The sequence below is a fragment of the Kushneria phyllosphaerae genome (genome assembly GCF_900312995.1).
Taxonomy (GTDB): Bacteria; Pseudomonadota; Gammaproteobacteria; order Pseudomonadales; family Halomonadaceae; genus Kushneria; species Kushneria phyllosphaerae.
Window position 1 is genome coordinate 400524 of sequence record NZ_ONZI01000001.1, and the last position, 15803, is coordinate 416326.

At 62.2% G+C, this 15803-nt stretch carries 15 protein-coding genes; 4 read left to right on the forward strand and 11 right to left on the reverse strand.

Annotation, left to right across the window (positions count from 1 at the left end; all coding sequences use genetic code 11):
- Positions 1–49: 49 nt before the first annotated feature.
- Positions 50–892 (reverse strand): oxygenase MpaB family protein, encoded by an 843-nt coding sequence (locus KSP9073_RS01770; RefSeq protein ID WP_108841238.1) that lies wholly within the window; start codon positions 890–892, stop codon positions 50–52.
- Between the two features lie 210 nt (positions 893–1102).
- On the opposite strand from KSP9073_RS01770, the gene KSP9073_RS01775 reads away from it, so the two are divergent.
- Positions 1103–2707, forward strand: coding sequence for an inorganic phosphate transporter (locus tag KSP9073_RS01775; protein ID WP_108841239.1), 1605 nt, complete (start codon positions 1103–1105; stop codon positions 2705–2707).
- A 32-nt stretch (positions 2708–2739) separates the two neighbouring features.
- On the opposite strand, the gene recG is transcribed toward KSP9073_RS01775, so the two are convergent.
- Together recG and KSP9073_RS01785 are read right to left on the reverse strand one after the other, a co-directional pair.
- A complete protein-coding gene (gene recG / locus KSP9073_RS01780; protein ID WP_108841240.1) occupies positions 2740–4866 on the reverse strand; it encodes an ATP-dependent DNA helicase RecG in 2127 nt (708 codons plus the stop codon).
- On the reverse strand, positions 4863–5780 hold the full coding sequence (locus tag KSP9073_RS01785; RefSeq protein WP_108841241.1) for a hydrogen peroxide-inducible genes activator: 918 nt from the start codon (positions 5778–5780) through the stop codon (positions 4863–4865). Before KSP9073_RS01785 ends, recG begins: the two co-directional genes overlap by 4 nt.
- 111 nt (positions 5781–5891) lie before the next feature.
- Here KSP9073_RS01785 and KSP9073_RS01790 point away from each other — a divergent pair, with 111 nt between their 5' ends.
- Positions 5892–6767: an SDR family oxidoreductase gene (locus tag KSP9073_RS01790; RefSeq protein ID WP_108841242.1), complete on the forward strand. Its 876-nt coding sequence runs from the start codon at positions 5892–5894 to the stop codon at positions 6765–6767.
- Positions 6768–6883: 116 nt separating this feature from the next.
- Here KSP9073_RS01790 and KSP9073_RS01795 read toward each other — a convergent pair whose 3' ends face one another.
- The 7 genes from KSP9073_RS01795 to KSP9073_RS01825 all read right to left on the reverse strand — a co-directional run bounded on the left by KSP9073_RS01795 (position 6884) and on the right by KSP9073_RS01825 (position 13554).
- Entirely contained in the window at positions 6884–7273 is a 390-nt protein-coding gene (locus tag KSP9073_RS01795) for a RidA family protein (RefSeq protein ID WP_108841243.1), read from the reverse strand.
- A gap of 82 nt (positions 7274–7355) precedes the next feature.
- Positions 7356–9482 carry a RelA/SpoT family protein gene (locus KSP9073_RS01800; RefSeq protein ID WP_108841244.1) on the reverse strand — a complete coding sequence of 709 codons (2127 nt, stop codon included), beginning with the start codon at positions 9480–9482 and terminating at the stop codon, positions 7356–7358.
- Between the two features lie 24 nt (positions 9483–9506).
- Entirely contained in the window at positions 9507–9758 is a 252-nt protein-coding gene (gene rpoZ / locus KSP9073_RS01805; protein ID WP_108841245.1) for a DNA-directed RNA polymerase subunit omega, read from the reverse strand.
- Positions 9759–9849: 91 nt separating this feature from the next.
- A complete protein-coding gene (gene gmk / locus KSP9073_RS01810) occupies positions 9850–10482 on the reverse strand; it encodes a guanylate kinase (protein WP_108841246.1) in 633 nt (210 codons plus the stop codon).
- 94 nt (positions 10483–10576) lie between these two features.
- Positions 10577–11233 carry a glutaredoxin 2 gene (gene grxB / locus KSP9073_RS01815; RefSeq protein ID WP_108841247.1) on the reverse strand — a complete coding sequence of 219 codons (657 nt, stop codon included), beginning with the start codon at positions 11231–11233 and terminating at the stop codon, positions 10577–10579.
- Between the two features lie 81 nt (positions 11234–11314).
- Positions 11315–12040, reverse strand: coding sequence for a glutathione S-transferase (locus tag KSP9073_RS01820; RefSeq protein WP_108841248.1), 726 nt, complete (start codon positions 12038–12040; stop codon positions 11315–11317).
- A gap of 122 nt (positions 12041–12162) precedes the next feature.
- Positions 12163–13554, reverse strand: a complete 1392-nt coding sequence (locus KSP9073_RS01825) for an aminotransferase-like domain-containing protein (protein ID WP_108841249.1) — start codon at positions 13552–13554, stop codon at positions 12163–12165.
- A 113-nt stretch (positions 13555–13667) separates the two neighbouring features.
- Here KSP9073_RS01825 and KSP9073_RS01830 point away from each other — a divergent pair, with 113 nt between their 5' ends.
- Both KSP9073_RS01830 and KSP9073_RS01835 read left to right on the forward strand, forming a co-directional pair.
- Positions 13668–14267 (forward strand): LysE family translocator, encoded by a 600-nt coding sequence (locus KSP9073_RS01830; protein ID WP_439330939.1) that lies wholly within the window; start codon positions 13668–13670, stop codon positions 14265–14267.
- Positions 14268–14303: 36 nt separating this feature from the next.
- On the forward strand, positions 14304–14888 hold the full coding sequence (locus KSP9073_RS01835) for a GNAT family N-acetyltransferase (RefSeq protein ID WP_108841251.1): 585 nt from the start codon (positions 14304–14306) through the stop codon (positions 14886–14888).
- Positions 14889–14987: 99 nt separating this feature from the next.
- On the opposite strand, the gene KSP9073_RS01840 is transcribed toward KSP9073_RS01835, so the two are convergent.
- Positions 14988–15803: a peptidylprolyl isomerase gene (locus KSP9073_RS01840; RefSeq protein ID WP_108841252.1), complete on the reverse strand. Its 816-nt coding sequence runs from the start codon at positions 15801–15803 to the stop codon at positions 14988–14990.

Genomic DNA, 15803 nt, shown 5'->3' on the forward strand with positions numbered 1-15803 from the left:
TGAGCCCTTTTGTTGCTGCCTGATTGGCAGGACGTCCCTTTAGGCAACGCTACTTCTGCTGTAAACGTTCCAGCGCGCGACGGTAGGCACCGCTTCTCACCGCCCGGCTGATCATCGGCATCGCGCTCTTGATTCCGGTACGCACCGCCTGTCGCTTAAGGCGCGACATTCGCAGTTCAAGCATCTCATTGGCCCAGTCCGGAAGCAGATCGATCCCCGCCTGCATAAAGAGCGCCCCGGCCGGACGCAGCACGAGATTGCGCGGCGGCGCATCCAGCAGCACCTCAATGACCTCTTTGGTGCGCGCATCACAGATCAGCTCAGGACGTGTCCGAGCAAGATAGTCCTCTACTGCAGCGCGGCTGTCCGGCACATTACGTGCGCCGAGTGCCTCGGCAATGCAGGCGGTCTCGAAAAAGTAGCGGTCCTGTTGGGTATGGCTCAGATGCGGGTTGCGATAGCGCAGATGCGCCGCCAGAAAGCGGCTCATTTCGGCGACGTGCACCCACACCAGCAGGTCGGGATCATCGGCGGCGTAGGGGCGGCCGTCAGCGGCGTGACCCTTCACGTATTCATGCACCCGGCGCACGCGCGCGATGGCAGCCTCGGCCTGCTCGAACGTGCCGAAGCTGGTGGTGGCAATGAAGTCGCTGGTGCGCCTGAGCCGCCCGATCATGTCCTCTCGAAAACGCGAGTGGTCCCAGATACCGGCCAGCGCCAGCGGATGCAGCATCTGCAGCAGCAGCGCGCTGATGCCACCGCACATCATGGGCGTGAAATCGCCGTGCAGGTTTCTGACCAGGCCGTCGCGGGGAAAGGGGCCAGGGTTTTGATCGGTGCGTGCCTGCCCCAGGCGTTGAACCATGGCATCACGCAGAAAGGTTGAGGTCATGGGCGTGTGGCTCGCGTGCGCGGCAAAAACGGCAGTGGGAGAAAGCGTCAGGGCAGTCCTGCCCCTGCTGTCAGTGTAGGACAGTACGGGAAGAACAACGGGGCGTGACGCGTCACGCCCCTGTCATGGTCCGGGCGCTAGTCTGATCACGGGCGGCATGACCCCTGTCGCCTGGCAGCATGCCACGGACCCTCAGGGAAGCCCTCTCTCATGACCACCTCGCACGTCTCAAATACCAACAATCAACACGATAGCGGGCGGCGTATCGGTCTTGCCGCGGCGCTGGCACTGGCGTTGATAGCCGGTTATTTCCTCTATATCGGCAGCGCCGACATCAGTGACGATCATACGCTGCTGTTTGTCATGGCCACGGTGATCGGGCTGTTCATGGCGTTCAACATCGGCGGCAATGATGTCGCCAACTCCTTTGGGACCAGCGTTGGCGCCGGGACGTTGAGCGTGCCGCAGGCGCTGCTGGTGGCCTCGATCTTTGAGGTCAGTGGTGCAGTGATCGCCGGTGGTGAGGTCATCTCCACGGTGCGCAGCGGCATCGTGGAACTCGACAGCATCGGGGTCACCCCGCCGGATTTTGTCTACATCATGATGTCGGCACTGGTGGCGGCGGCGCTCTGGCTGCTGTTTGCCTCCTGGCGAGGACTGCCGGTATCGACCACGCATGCCATCGTCGGCGCGATTGTCGGCAGCTCGGTCATGCTGGCGCTGCTGACCAGTGGCCCGGGGGCCGCGCTGGCGCTGGTGCGCTGGAAAGATGTCGGCATGATCGCGCTGTCCTGGGTGCTCTCGCCGCTGCTGGGCGGTGCCATGGCCTATGGGCTCTATTCGCAGATCAAGAAATACATCCTCAATTACAACGAACAGGCCGAATCGCAGCTCAACGCCATCAAGCAGGAAAAGCGCGATCGGCGTCAGCAACACAAGGCCGCCTTCGAGCGGCTCTCGGAGCTTCAGCAGGTCGCCTATACCCAGGCGATGGCGCGTGATCTGCTGGTCGTGCAGGATGAGGATTTCAAGGCTGATGAGCTGGAATCGGATCTTTACCGGGACCTGCACACCATCGATGAAAAACGCCGCCATATCGATGCCCACCATGCGCTGGAGACCTGGGTGCCGCTGGTGGCGGCGCTGGGTGCGATGCTGTTGTCGTCCATGCTGCTGTTCAAGGGTCTGGGCAATATCAGCCTGAACCTGAGCACTCTGGGCATCTGGCTGATCATGGGGATGATCGGCGCGGTGGTGTGGATGTCGACTTTCATCTTTGCCAAGACGCTCAAGGCCGAATCACTCGGGCGTGCCTCGTTTTTGATGTTCAGCTGGATGCAGGTCTTTACTGCCTCGGGCTTTGCCTTCAGCCACGGCTCCAACGATATCGCCAATGCCATCGGGCCGTTTGTGGCCATCGTCGATGTGCTGCGCACCGGGCGTATCACCGCTGAAGCGTCCATTCCGCCGCTGGCGATGCTGACCTTCGGCATTGCGCTGGTGGCCGGGCTCTGGTTTATCGGTCGTCGGGTGATCAAGACCGTCGGTCATGACCTGACCACCATGCATCCGGCGTCGGGATTTTCGGCAGAGCTTGCGGCCACTGCGGTGATCATGATGGCCACGCTGACCGGCATCCCGGTCTCCAGTACCCACATCCTGATCGGCTCGGTGCTGGGCATCGGCCTGGTCAATCGCCGCGCCAACTGGAAGCTGATGCGCCCCATCGCGCTGGCCTGGGTGATTACCCTGCCGGCGGCGGCGCTGATTGCGGCGGTGGCCTTTCTCGGTTTCCGGGCCATGAATTTGTATTGAGTGGCCTGTATTGAGTGCCCTGTATTGAACGGCTATACCTGACCGTACTGGCCGGCGGCCTCGCCCAGCCAGCGGCGAATCAACGGTTCGACCGATGCCGGGGCCTGGTCAAGCATGGCGCGGGTCAACTGGCGGACCGGGTCGAGCAGGTCACGATCCCGGGTGAGATCGGCAATTTTCATGCCGACAAGCCCCGTCTGGCGCGTTCCGAGCACTTCGCCGGGGCCGCGCAGTTCCAGATCCCGTTCGGCAATGCGAAAGCCGTCGTTGGATTCGCGCAGCACCGCCAGGCGTTCGCGGGAAGTGTCCGACAGCGGCGGGTGATAGAGCAGCACGCAAAAGCTCTCCACCTTGCCGCGCCCGACCCGGCCTCTGAGCTGGTGGAGCTGGGCCAGGCCCAGACGTTCGGGGTTTTCGATGATCATGAGACTGGCATTGGGCACATCCACACCGACCTCAATGACCGTGGTGGCCACCAGCAGGTCCAGCTCACCGTCACGAAAGGCGTTCATTACCTCGGCTTTCTCGGCGGCCTTCATGCGCCCGTGCACCAGCCCCACCTGGAATTCCGGCAGCGCCTCGGTCAGGGTGTCGCGGGTGACTTCGGCGGCCTGACAGGTCAGCACTTCGGACTCCTCGATCAGGGTGCAGACCCAGTAGGCCTGACGGCCGGCCAGGCAGGCGTTGCGAATGCGCTCGGTGACCTCGCCGCGACGCTCATCAGACACTGCCACGGTCTTGACCGGCGTACGCCCGGGCGGCAGCTCATCGATCACCGACACATCCAGATCGGCGTAGGCGCTCATGGCCAGTGTTCTCGGGATGGGCGTGGCGGTCATGATCAGCTGATGCGGCGTGGTGGTGCTGCTGCCACCGTCCGTACCGACCTCGCCCTTCCGGCGCAGGGCCAGACGCTGATGGACACCAAAACGGTGCTGCTCATCGATGACGGCCAGGCCCAGCCGCTGAAAGTGGACGTCGTCCTGAAAGAGCGCATGGGTGCCGGCCACGACCCGGGCGCGCCCTTCGCTGATCATCGCCTTGGCTTCAAGTCTGGCCTTGCCCTTGAGCTTGCCGGAGAGCCAGGCCACTTCGATGCCCAGCGGCTCGAACCAGCCCTTGAGGCTCTTGTAGTGCTGCTCGGCAAGCAGTTCGGTCGGCGCCATGAGCGCGGCCTGATAGCCACCGGCCACGGCCTGCAGCATCGCCATGGCGGCCACCACCGTCTTGCCGGATCCGACATCGCCCTGTACCAGCCGCAGCATGGGCGTGGTCTGACGGATATCGGCGCTGATCTCGCTCAAGACCCGGCGCTGGGCGCCGGTCAGCGAAAACGGCAGCTGGGTCAGAAACCGGGTGGCCAGCCCGCCGCTGGCAGGCAGGGCCGGCGCCGCATCGTCCTGAATACGCAGTCGGATGCGATAAAGGCTCAGCTGGTGGGCCAGCAGTTCCTCGAGCGCCAGCCGGCGCTGGGTAGGATGATGGCCATCGGCCAGGGTCTCCAGCGGTGCCTCCGGCGGCGGGAAGTGCAGGTAGTCCAGAGATTCGCGCAGCGCCGGCAATCGAAAGCGGGCCCGGATGGTGTCGGGAATCAGCTCCTCAAGCGTGAGGCTGCCCTGATCGAGGTGCTCAAAGGCCTGGCGGATCAGGGCGCGCAGGCGCGGCTGGGCCAGCCCTTCGGTAGTGGGATAGATCGGCGTGAGGGTCTCTTCGACCTCCTCACCGGTGTCGTCCTTTAAAAGACGATATTCGGGGTGATACATCTCGAGGCCGGTACTGCCGGAGCGCGCCTCGCCAAACAGGCGTATCCGGGTGCCACGGGCGAACTGCCCGACCTGAGCCTGGGAGAAATGGAAAAAGCGCAGCGACATGATGCCCGAGCCGTCGCGCAGACGGACCAGCAGGCTGCGCTTGCGGCCCTGGATCACGTCAGAAGCGGTCACCTCACCCTCCACCACTGCTTCACTTCCGGCACGCAGGCCCGCAATCGGGGTGACCCGGGTACGGTCCTGATAGCGCAGCGGCAGATGAAAGAGCAGATCTTCGACCACCTGCAGCCCAAGGCGCTCCAGACGCTCCCGCATCGCCGGCCCCACGCCCTTGAGCGTATCGAGATCCGTCGTGCCGCTGACCGGGGCGTGCGAGGGTGCGGCGCTCATTGCGGATTAATGGTTCGGTGGCAGGCCTTGATGGCGCGCGTAATGGCGTCAATTGCCTTGGGCCGCGGAAAGCTGGCCCGCCAGGCCAGCGCCACGGTGCGATACGGCGCCGGGTCCTTGAACGGACGCGTTTCCAGAAGTCCACTGGCATAATGGACGCTGCCGGTAGCGGACTGTGGCACCACGGTAATGCCGAGCCCCGAGGCCACCATGTGACGAATGGTTTCCAGTGAACCGCCTTCGGCGATCAGGGTATTGCCGGGCTGGTGCACGTGATCCTTGATGGTCGGGCAGGCTTCCAGCACCTGGTCACGAAAGCAGTGGCCCTCGCCCAGCATCAGCATCTTTTCGTCGTACAATACGTCCCGGTCGATCTCCTTGCGGGAGAGCCAGGCATGGCCGGCCGGCAGCAGTACCTCAAAGGGCTCTTCATAGAGCGATTTGGTCAGTACGTCGGGCTCGGCAAAGGGCAGCGCCACGATAATCACGTCCAGTTCGCCGGAGCGCAGCTTGCGCCGCAGTTCCCCGGTCAGATTCTCTTCGATGTAAAGCGGCATCTGCGGCGCTTCCTCGGAGAGTGTGGGGATCAGATGCGGGAAGAGATAGGGCCCGATGGTATGAATGGCCCCGACCCGTAGCGGACTGGAGAGCTGGTCCTTGCCTTCATTGGCCAGCTCCTTGATGGCGCTGGCCTGTTCGAGCACGCGACTGGCCTGCTCGACGATCCTTTCGCCCAGCGGGGTGACCTGGACGGTGGACTTGCTGCGCTCAAACAGCGCCACGCCCAGTTCTTCCTCCAGTTTCTTGACCGCCACCGAAAGGGTCGGCTGAGAGACGAAGCAACGCTCGGCGGCGCGTCCAAAATGACGCTCCTGGGCCAAGGTTACGATGTAACGAAGTTCTGTTAGAGTCATGTAGCAGACCGAGCCAGCACGTGGAACAGGGAGTTGTCGCATGAAGCGACCGTTCAACTCAGGGCCTTATAGTCAAACCTTATCGGCCCTATCAAGCAAGGAGCTTAGCGGGTGAATAAAACAATTCTTATCCTTGGATGCGGTGATGTCGGTACCGCACTGGGGCAGCGCAAGCTCGCGCAGGGATACCGCGTGGTCGGTGTACGTCGTCATGCAGCAGGGCTCCAGTCGTATGGCATTGACCCATTGTCGATGGACATCAACGATGAATCCGCGCTCGAAGCGCTGCCTGATGCCGACATTGTAGTCTATGCGCTCAGCGCTGACCGCTTCGAAGAGAGTGCCTATCAGGCCGCCTATGTGGATGGGCTTGATCGAGTCCTTAATGACTTTGAGCAGCGGGCTCAGCCTCCAAAGCATGTCATCTTTGTGTCCTCGACCTCGGTCTACGGTCAGCAGGAAGGCGAGACGGTTGACGAAGACAGCGAACTCGATCCCAAAAGCTTCTCCGGACGTCTTCTGGTTGAAGCCGAGCAGCGCCTGGCCGCCAGCGCCCTGCCGGGCACGTCCGTGCGCTTTTCGGGCATCTATGGTCCGGGGCGCGAGCGACTGATCGCTCAGGTGCAGGAAGGCCGCATTGCCCCCAAAAGCCCGCCGATGTACTCCAACCGCATTCACCGCGATGACTGTGCCGGCGTGCTGGACTTTCTTATCGAGCGCGCCATGAACAATGAACCGCTCGAGCCGGTTTATCTGGGCAGCGATACCGAGTCCACACCCCTGCATGATGTGATGATGTGGCTGGCCGCACGGCTCAACGTCGAACCCAGCAGTACCATCCAGTCACCGCTGCGCCGGCGCGCCAGCAAGCGCTGCGACAGCCGTCGGCTGGTCGAGGCCGGTTATCAATTCCAGTATCCGACCTTTCGCGAGGGCTATGCCCAGGTGCTCAAGGCGGCGGGCATCAAGGTCAGCGAGCAGGCCTGACGCTTTTGTAACGTATGTTCCTGACCGTCGGATCACATGAAAGGGGGCGATGGCATCAGCCATCGCCCCCTTTCATGATGCCCCGAACGGTTCGTTCGGGGCGCAGCAGTTGGGCTTTAGTCGCCCAGTACCATGACGCCTTCGGCTTCAAACTGGCTGCCCTTGGGCAGTTCCTTCACGCCCACCGCGGCACGGGCCGGATAGGGCGGCTGGAAATACTGTTCCATGACGGCGTTGACCTTTGCAAAGTGCGACAGATCCGTCAGGTAGAGGTTGAGCTTGACGACATCAGCCAGCGTGCCGGCAGCTTCTTCACACACGGCCTTCATATTCTTGAAGACCTGATGCGCCTGCTGCTCGATATCGTCGCTGACAATCTCCATGCTGACCGGGTCGAGCGGAATCTGACCGGACAGATAAATGGTGTTGCCCGCCTTGATGGCCTGCGAATACGGCCCGATGGCCTTCGGAGCCTGGTCGGTATGGATGGCGGCACGATTGCTCATGAACACTCCCTGCGTTGTTGTTGAAAACACTCTGTCAAAATTATCGAAAGCACGCTTTAAAAAACGATGATGCGTGGAATTGTCAGCTGCCGGTACGCGAGACGCGACCCACATAAGCCAGATTGCGAATACGCTTGATGATTCGCGCCAGATGAACGCGATTGCGCACCGACAGGGTCAGGTGAACGATCGACAGACGCTCATCGCGTTCTTCGATATTGATCCGCTCGATATTGGCTTCGGCGTCGTTGATCAGGCTGGCGAGCTCGGCCACCAGACCTCGGCGCGTTTCAATCTCAAGGCGCAGACCCACCGGGAAGTCATCCTCCACGGTGTCCGACCACTGCAGCGGAAAGCACTTCTCCGGATCCTCGCGGCAGTCTTCCAGGTTACCGCACTCGCTGCGGTGCACCACAATGCCGCGACCGGCACTGAGATTTCCCACGATGGTATCGCCCGGCAGCGGATAACAGCAGCGGGCAAAACTGAGCACCATGTTGCGGGCGCCGCTGATGGCCATAGCGCCCTGCTGGTCATCACTGTGCGCCTGAAGCTTTTCGGGCTCACTGTCGGCCAGACGTCGCGCCACGCTATAGGCCACGCGGCTGCCAAGGCCAATCTCTTCGAGCAGATCATCCAGTGCGTTCAGCGACAGCGCCGCCAGCAGCGCATCGATATGGCTCTGCGCCAGCGTCTCCAGCGTCAGGCCAAACGAGCTGAGCGCTTGATTGAGCAGGCGCCGGCCCAGTGCTACCGAGTCGTTGCGCTGCTGATGCTTGAGGGCGTGACGCACTGCCGAGCGGGCCTTGGCCGTGATCGTGAACGACAGCCACGCCAGGTTGGGCTGAGCGCCAGGGGCGGTGATGATCTCGACGGTCTGGCCACTTTCAAGGCGCGATGACAGCGGGGCCAGATGACGGTCGATGCGACAGGCGATGCAGCTGTTGCCGATGTCGGTGTGCACCGCGTAGGCAAAATCGATCGCCGTGGCTCCGCGCGGCAGCTCCATGATGTCGCCCTTGGGGGTAAACACGTAGGCATCATCGGGGAAAAGGTCATTTTTGACGTGTTCGATGAACTCGAGCGAATTGCCGGCGTGGCGCTGCATTTCCAGCAGACCACGCACCCATTCGCGGGCACGGGCATGGCTGCCCATGGCAATCGGGCGGTCGGTCTGGCCGGCCTTGTAGAGCCAGTGCGCGGCAATACCGTTATTGGCCATCGCCTCCATCTCGCGGGTGCGAATCTGCACCTCGATGGGGATGCCATTGGGGCCAAAGAGCGTGGTGTGCAGGCTCTGATAGCCGTTGGCCTTGGGGATGGCGATGTAGTCCTTGAAGCGCCCCGGCACCGGCTTGTAGAGGTTGTGCACCGCGCCCAGGATGCGATAGCAGGTATCGACCCGGTCGGTGACGATGCGAAAGCCGAACACGTCCATCAGCTCGTTGAAGGGCTTTCGCTGATCGCGCATCTTGCGATAGATCGACAGCAGATGCTTCTGGCGCCCCATCACCGCACCGGGCAGCTCGTCGCCCTCCAGCGTGGTCTGCAGGGTGCTCTGAACATGGCGTACCATCGAGCGGCGATTGCCGCGTGCCTTGACCACTGCACGCTGAATGCGCTCGGCGCGCATCGGGTGAATGGCCTGAAAGGAGAGATCCTCCAGCTCCACCCGAATGGTGTTGATCCCCAGTCGCCCGGCAATGCGCGAATAGATTTCCAGCGTTTCGCGGGCAATACGACGCTTCTTGTCCGGGCGCAGGGCGCCCAGCGTTCGCATATTGTGCAGTCGGTCGGCCAGTTTGACGATGATGACGCGAATGTCGCGCGACATCGCCAGCACCATCTTCTGGAAGTTCTCCGCCTGGGCGACGGCCTTGTCCTCGAAGGTGATCTGGGTCAGCTTCGACACCCCATCGACCAGCTCTGCGACTTCCTCGCCGAACTGGCGCGACAGCGCCTCCTTGGTGATACCAGTATCCTCGATCACGTCATGGAGCATCGCCGCCATCAGGCTTTGATAGTCCATGTGCATGTTGGCCAGAATATTGGCCACGGCCAGCGGGTGGGTCACATAAGGCTCGCCGGAGCGGCGATGCTGGCCATCGTGGGCCTGTTCGGCGTAATAGAAGGCGCGTCTGACCTGCGCGATCTCATCGACGGTCAGGTAGCCGTCCAGGCGGTCGGAGAGATCATCGATCGTGAACATGGCAGGTCAGTATGGGCAGTAGGCTTATTCGCTTTCAGGTTCGTAGCGGGGACGCTGGGGCACCATGGCTTCCAGAGGCTCGTTAAGGACAGTGCGATCGACCTTTTGCGCCGCGATTTCGCGCAGGGCCATGACGGTGCACTTGTCATTTTCCCAGGGGAGTTCGGCGTTGCGCGAGCCGCGGGCCAGCTGACGGGCGCGGTGGGTCGCGACCATGACCAGCTGAAAGCGGTTATCCATGAATTGGAGACAATCTTCAACCGTTACTCGTGCCATGATGCTGGCTCCTGAATGCGTGTGATCTGAGTGAAGGCGCCCGGCGTGTCACATGCCAGACGTTAATCGTGTTCGGAAGGGGGAACCGAGTCTACCGGAGCCCTTCCACTTCTGACAAGAGCGCGCCGATCAGCTCCTGGTTTACCGCCTGTACCCGCGCCATTCGAAGACGTTCGGCACTGATCAGTCCCTTGAGTTCGTCCACGGCCGTGGCGAAATCATCATTGATGATCAGGTAATCGTATTCGTCGAAATGGGACATCTCGCTGACGGCGTCACGCATGCGCCGATCAATGGTGGCGGCGTCATCCTGACCGCGGTTGGACAGGCGCTCGCGCAGCGCTTCGCGTGAAGGCGGCAGAATGAAGATCGAAACCGCCTGCGGCATCTGGGCGCGGACCTGGCGCGCGCCCTGCCAGTCGATTTCAAGAATGACATCTTCGCCGTGTGACAGGCGTTTTTCCACCTCAAGGCGTGACGTGCCGTAGTGACGATCAAAGACCCAGGCGTGTTCAAAGAACTCATTGCGCTGAATCATCGCTTCGAAGGCGGGCTCGTCCACGAAGTGATAGTTGATGCCATCGGTTTCACCGGCGCGCTTCTGGCGGGTCGTGTGGGAGACCGAAACGCCGATGTGATCGGTTGCGGCGATAAGCTCGCGCACCAGGCTGGTCTTGCCGGCGCCCGACGGGGCGGAAACGATATAGAGCGTGCCCTGAGACATGAAAGCGGTCCGAATGAATGGCTGCAAGGCGCCCCATTATGGCACAGCCCTGCAGACTTCGGTGACCCTATATGTTGTGCCGGCGCCATCGCGCTCAGGCCGCGACGGCGATCTCGTCATGCAGGGGCACATCGGCAAGCCTTGCCATCGCCTGACGGTAGGCCTCGACCCGCTCGGGGTATTGCACTCCTGCCACCAGCGACAGCTGACGCAGGACCGGGAAAAGCTCGATGTCATCCATCGACAGCACCCCATTGACGGCTTCAGGCGACTGGATCATCGCGTCGAGCTCGTTGAGCCAGCGCGTCATCTCCACCAGCAGCTCGGGGGTTTGTGCCAGCAGCGTGTCGAAGGGGCCAAACATCGCCTCCTTGTTGCGCATAAAGTGCTCGGCGGCATCGATGGTGGCAAATTCACCCAGCGGGGCACGCGGCACGCGCGGAATAAACAGCTTGCCGACCGTGTCGCTGCTTGCCTTTACCCAGCGTTCGATCTCCGGGTTGCGCGGACCGTCCATGACCTTGACGCCTTCGGCTTCGCTGTCGATGCACTTCACGATGGCCAGACTCTCATCCAGGGGGTAGCCATCCTCGAATTCAAGAATCGGCACCTTCTTCTCCCCGACCAGTCGCGTGGGGGTCTCGGCGTCATCGTTGAGTAACGTCTTCAGGGTCACTGGCACCTCGCGCAGGCCAAAGATCATGCGTGCCTTGACGCAAAACGGGCAGTGATCATAGATATAAAGGTCCATTTCCGTGTTCTCCAACGTCTCCCTGTCGTCTCTCAAGCCTGGGCGAGGAATGCATGTCCCGCCACCGGAGTATTAAGTCTTTTATTGATCAAGGATGGGGTAATGGCGAAAAAGCCCCTTTTCGGAGAACGGCAGGCGACGTTCGGAGGCGAGATACTCACTGATCAGCGGCATGTCCAGCACGTGATCGTGCAGGGCAATGACCTTTGGAATCTCGCTTTCCAGCGCCGCCATGGCGTTCGGGAAGGCGTAGCGTAGCCCCTGCACCATGTGAAAGAGCGACAGATCGACATAGGAGAGGCGTTTGCCGACCAGATACATCGAGCTGTCGGGGTTTTTGTCGATGATGCACTCGAAGTAGTGGAAGAACTTCGGCAGGCGGTTGTCGATGAAATTGCGCGCCCGTCGAACGGCCACGTCCTGCTGGTCCTCGAAATAAAGCTCCGGGCCGAGCGGGTGGTGGACATCGTGGGCTTCGGCAACAAAGTCGGTGATGGTCAGCTGCAGGCTATGGGCCCAGTACTGATAGACCTTGTCGTCGTTGATCAGCTTGAGCCGTGGCGCCAGGTACAACAGGATACCGGCCACATGCGAGATTACCTCCTTGCCCGCCTTTAGAAAGGGCGGCGCCAGGGGCGGATAGTCGGTCATGGTGCCATCAATCCAGTGAGTGACGGCCTCGATGCCGTAGCCGGGCTCTGTGCTGTTGCCCACATCGATATAGTCGGCCCCACCGGCTTCCAGTGCCAGACGAATGAATTCGCCCCGGCCGGGAATCTCCGGCCAGTAATAGAGCTCGTAACGCATGATGTTCTCTCCGTACCGACGTCGTGGTGTGTCTTATATTGGCAGTTCAGGGCCGCCGGGATGAATACCCCTCTGCCGCCGGGCATCAAACGGCATAGTGGCCGGTATCAATGCCCCTTTTATCAGACGGTCTGCCAGCGCGGCGGCGTGTTCTGTGACAGGGTCTCCACAATGATATTCAGCGCCTGGGCCAGTGCCGCCCGATCCGGCGCCGCGCTCAGACAGATCCGGATCGCCTGCGGTGCAGCGGTGCTGCCGACACAAAAGGCCTCTGCCGGGGCCACGCGCACGCCCTTTTGTTCCAGCGTCTCGACCAGCCGCGCGGCGCGGTGCTCTCCGGGCAGCACCAGCCAAGCGTAGAAGCCGCCGCAGCGCATATGCATGTCAAGATCCTTTAGCGCCTCGCGCACCATTACCTGACGGGCCTCAAGCTCCTCGAACTGCCACGATAGCAGCCGGTCGGCTTCACCACTGGCCAGCCAGCGCCCGGCAATGTCGGTCATCAGCGCCGGCGGCGCCCAGCACTGATTGCGCAGGCTGGTGCGAAGGCGCTCCATCAGCGCCACAGGCGCACGCATGACGCCTGAGCGCATGCCACCCCCCAGAATCTTGGCCACCGAGAACACAAATATCGTGCGCTCCGGGGCCAGCTGATACAGCGGCGTACCGCGGGCCTTTTGAGGCAGGTGCATGACGCCATCCTCGATCAGCCAGAAATCGCGTTCGCGCGCCAGCGCCACCAGCGCCTCGCGGCGCTTCTCGGAAAGTTGCACCGTGGTGGGGTTGTGATGTTCAGGCATGAGATAGAGCGCCCTGAAGGGGGTACGCTCATGGCGGGCGGCCAGCGCCGTCACATCGATGCCCTCGTCATCAAAGGGCACGGCCACCATTTTCAGCGATTGCTGACGCGCCGTGCTGATCACGCCCGGATAGCTCAGTGCCTCGGCCGCCAGGCGGTCATTGGGCGACAGCAGCGCCGACAGCGCCAGCGCAATGCCGTTCGTGCCGCCCTGAGTCACCAGAAGCTCATCCGGGTCGACAGCCAGCCCCTGATGGCTCAGCCAGTCGGCGTAGCGCTGGCGATGCGTGGCCATGGTGTCATCAAGCGGATAGTGGGTGGCCTGCTCAAGTGCGGCGGGGTCCGCGCTGATCTCGCTCAGGAAGCGCCCCAGGGTAGCCTGACGCTCCGGATGCGGCGGCGGCAGCGACATGCCCAGATCCACCAGCCCATCATGCGGGGCACCGATGACCCGTGAAAATCCTTCGGCGTTCTGTTCAGCCTTGACGTAGGTACCGCTGCCCACCTGGGCGCTCACCCGCCCGCTCTGCTCTACCAGCGCATAGGCGCGGGTGACGGTGCCGACCGTCACCTTGAGCGTGTCTGCCAGTCGGCGCTGGGGGGGCAGCTTTTCTCCTGGCGGCAGTTCGCCGTTATCGATGGCACGCTCGATGGCGTGGGCCAGGGCGCGATAGCGCGGTCCATCCTCTGAAAGCTCGGGTATCCATATTGTCATGGTGACAATAAATCCGTTGACGGTGACATTGGAAAACGTATGCTCGAATTGTCACCCATAAGCGGGTAACACTTCCACAATTGTATTCATACAATGATTGAGGGGCCATCATGATGTCCGTCAGCTGGTGGGTCTCCGTGACCCTGTTCGCTATTACCATGACCGGTACGCCCGGCCCCAATAACGTCATGCTGACGGCCTCGGGCGCCATGTACGGCTTTCGCCGCACTCTGCCCCACATAATGGGCATTCTGCTCGGCGGGCTGACGCTCTTTACGCTGATCGCACTGGGACTGGGCGCGCTTTTTCAGCGCTATCCGCTGATCCAGCAGGGGCTACAGATCGTGGGGGCGCTCTATCTGCTGTATCTGGCCTGGCGCATCGCCAGTGCGCCGCCGCCGCAGTTTGATGCCACAGGTGACGCCCGCCCCCTGACACTGTGGCAGGCGGCCACCTTTCAGTTCGTCAATCCCAAGGTCTGGGTGATGGGACTGACCCTGATGGCCAGTTTTCTGCCCGCCCAAGGCACGCTCTGGGCCAATGCGCTGGGGCTTGCCGTATTTATGGAGATTGTCGCCCTGCCCTGCATCTCGCTGTGGGCGGGCTTTGGCATGGTGATCGCACGCTTTCTCAAGACCGCGCGGGCGTGGCGCATTTTTAATGTCACCATGGGGCTGATGACTGCCGCCTGCGTGGTGTTCATTGTAAAGTAGGGCGCACCTTCAACGATCAGCAGGGGCAGTATTCGCATGAGTGACAGGCCTGGAAAGCCCGATGTGACCGTACGGGGTGTGACAGTACGAGAGGTGATGGATCAGGATCTTGAAGCCATTCACGCCATCTATGGCCACCACGTGCGCCACGGACTGGGCTCGTTCGAGGAAGTGCCGCCGACGCTTGAAGAGATGACCCGCCGCTGCACGGCCACGCGCGAGGCGGGGCTGCCGTATCTGGTGGCTGTGATCGATGAGGCCGTGGTGGGCTACGCCTACGCCGGCTTTTTTCACCCGCGCAGCGCCTATCGCTTCTGTCTGGAAGACTCGGTGTACGTCAGCCATGAGGCCCACGGCCGCGGTGTGGGCACTGCCCTGATGGAAGCGCTGCTGACGCGCTGCGAGGCCGGCCCCTGGCGCCAGATGATTGCGCTGATCGGTGACAGCGGCAATGCCGGCTCCGTCGCCCTGCACAAGCGCTTTGGCTTTACCCATCAGGGCGTGATTGAGGCCTGCGGCTTCAAGTTCGGCCGCTGGGTCGATGCTGTCATCATGCAGCGCCCGCTCAACGAGGGTGACACGACGCTGCCGGAAACCGGTCCGCCGCAAACACCGGGCTAAAGGCGCCTTGCCGAGCCGGACATGACAACGCCATCGACGCTTCAGGTCGATGGCGTTGTTGTTTGATGACGTTGTTGATGGATAGAGGTAGCGAGCCAGCTACTGCATCAGCGCCCCGCCGGCCTCGTCATCGAGTGTGACGCCGGTGACGCCGATCGTCTCGGCCAGTGCCAGCAGATAGTGGCGCAGGGCGCGACGGGTGGCCTGCTCGCGCAGGGTATGGCGCACCCGATTGATCACGGCCTCCAGCGGCAGTGCCTCGCCCTCGATCTTCTGATCGATCTGCACCAGATGCCAGCCGTAGCGCGAGGCCAGCGGCCGGTCATGCAGTCCCTCGGGCAGGTGTTTGAGGGCATCATCCAGCTCCTTCACGGTCTGCCCGGGTGCCAGTTCCCCCAGTGCGCCGCCGGCCTCCCTTGACGGGCAGGCTGAATAGCGCTGGGCGAACTCATCAAAGCGCTCCGGGTGCTCAAAAAGCTCGGTGAGCAGGGATTCTCCCAGCGTTTTCATTTCGTCACGCGCGGCCTGGTCATCCGGTGCTGCCGGCAGCAGCACATGACGCACGCGGTAGCGCGGCGGCGTGCAAAAGCGGTCACGGTGGGCCTGAAAGTAGCGTTTGCAGGTCGCGTCATCGGGTTCGGGCGTGCTCAGAGCCTGATCCAGCAGCGTGGTAATAGCATCCTGCTCATCCATGGCCACATCGCGTCCCAGCGTCATGGCGGCTTCCTGGCGCAGCAGCTCGCGAATGACCAGCGCCCGCGCCGCCGCCAGCTGCGCGCTTTCCGGCGAGTCGGCGCCGTGATACTGCATCTCGCCGGCAATTTCTGCCGGGTCGATCGGCGTGTCACCAACAACGATGGGTGGCAGGGCCAAGGTTGGCGCCTCCGGCAGCGTTTGCGTGTCGATCATCTGCAT

Coding starts and splice junctions, on each gene's coding strand:
- KSP9073_RS01770 (WP_108841238.1), bottom strand. CDS start 892: ATGACCTCAACCTTTCTGCGTGATGCCATGGTTCAACGCCTGGGGCAG.
- KSP9073_RS01775 (WP_108841239.1), top strand. CDS start 1,103: ATGACCACCTCGCACGTCTCAAATACCAACAATCAACACGATAGCGGG.
- recG (WP_108841240.1), bottom strand. CDS start 4,866: ATGAGCGCCGCACCCTCGCACGCCCCGGTCAGCGGCACGACGGATCTC.
- KSP9073_RS01785 (WP_108841241.1), bottom strand. CDS start 5,780: ATGACTCTAACAGAACTTCGTTACATCGTAACCTTGGCCCAGGAGCGT.
- KSP9073_RS01795 (WP_108841243.1), bottom strand. CDS start 7,273: ATGAGCAATCGTGCCGCCATCCATACCGACCAGGCTCCGAAGGCCATC.
- KSP9073_RS01800 (WP_108841244.1), bottom strand. CDS start 9,482: ATGTTCACGATCGATGATCTCTCCGACCGCCTGGACGGCTACCTGACC.
- rpoZ (WP_108841245.1), bottom strand. CDS start 9,758: ATGGCACGAGTAACGGTTGAAGATTGTCTCCAATTCATGGATAACCGC.
- gmk (WP_108841246.1), bottom strand. CDS start 10,482: ATGTCTCAGGGCACGCTCTATATCGTTTCCGCCCCGTCGGGCGCCGGC.
- grxB (WP_108841247.1), bottom strand. CDS start 11,233: ATGGACCTTTATATCTATGATCACTGCCCGTTTTGCGTCAAGGCACGC.
- KSP9073_RS01820 (WP_108841248.1), bottom strand. CDS start 12,040: ATGCGTTACGAGCTCTATTACTGGCCGGAGATTCCCGGCCGGGGCGAA.
- KSP9073_RS01825 (WP_108841249.1), bottom strand. CDS start 13,554: ATGACAATATGGATACCCGAGCTTTCAGAGGATGGACCGCGCTATCGC.
- KSP9073_RS01830 (WP_439330939.1), top strand. CDS start 13,668: ATGTCCGTCAGCTGGTGGGTCTCCGTGACCCTGTTCGCTATTACCATG.
- KSP9073_RS01835 (WP_108841251.1), top strand. CDS start 14,304: ATGAGTGACAGGCCTGGAAAGCCCGATGTGACCGTACGGGGTGTGACA.
- KSP9073_RS01840 (WP_108841252.1), bottom strand. CDS start 15,803: ATGCAGATGATCGACACGCAAACGCTGCCGGAGGCGCCAACCTTGGCC.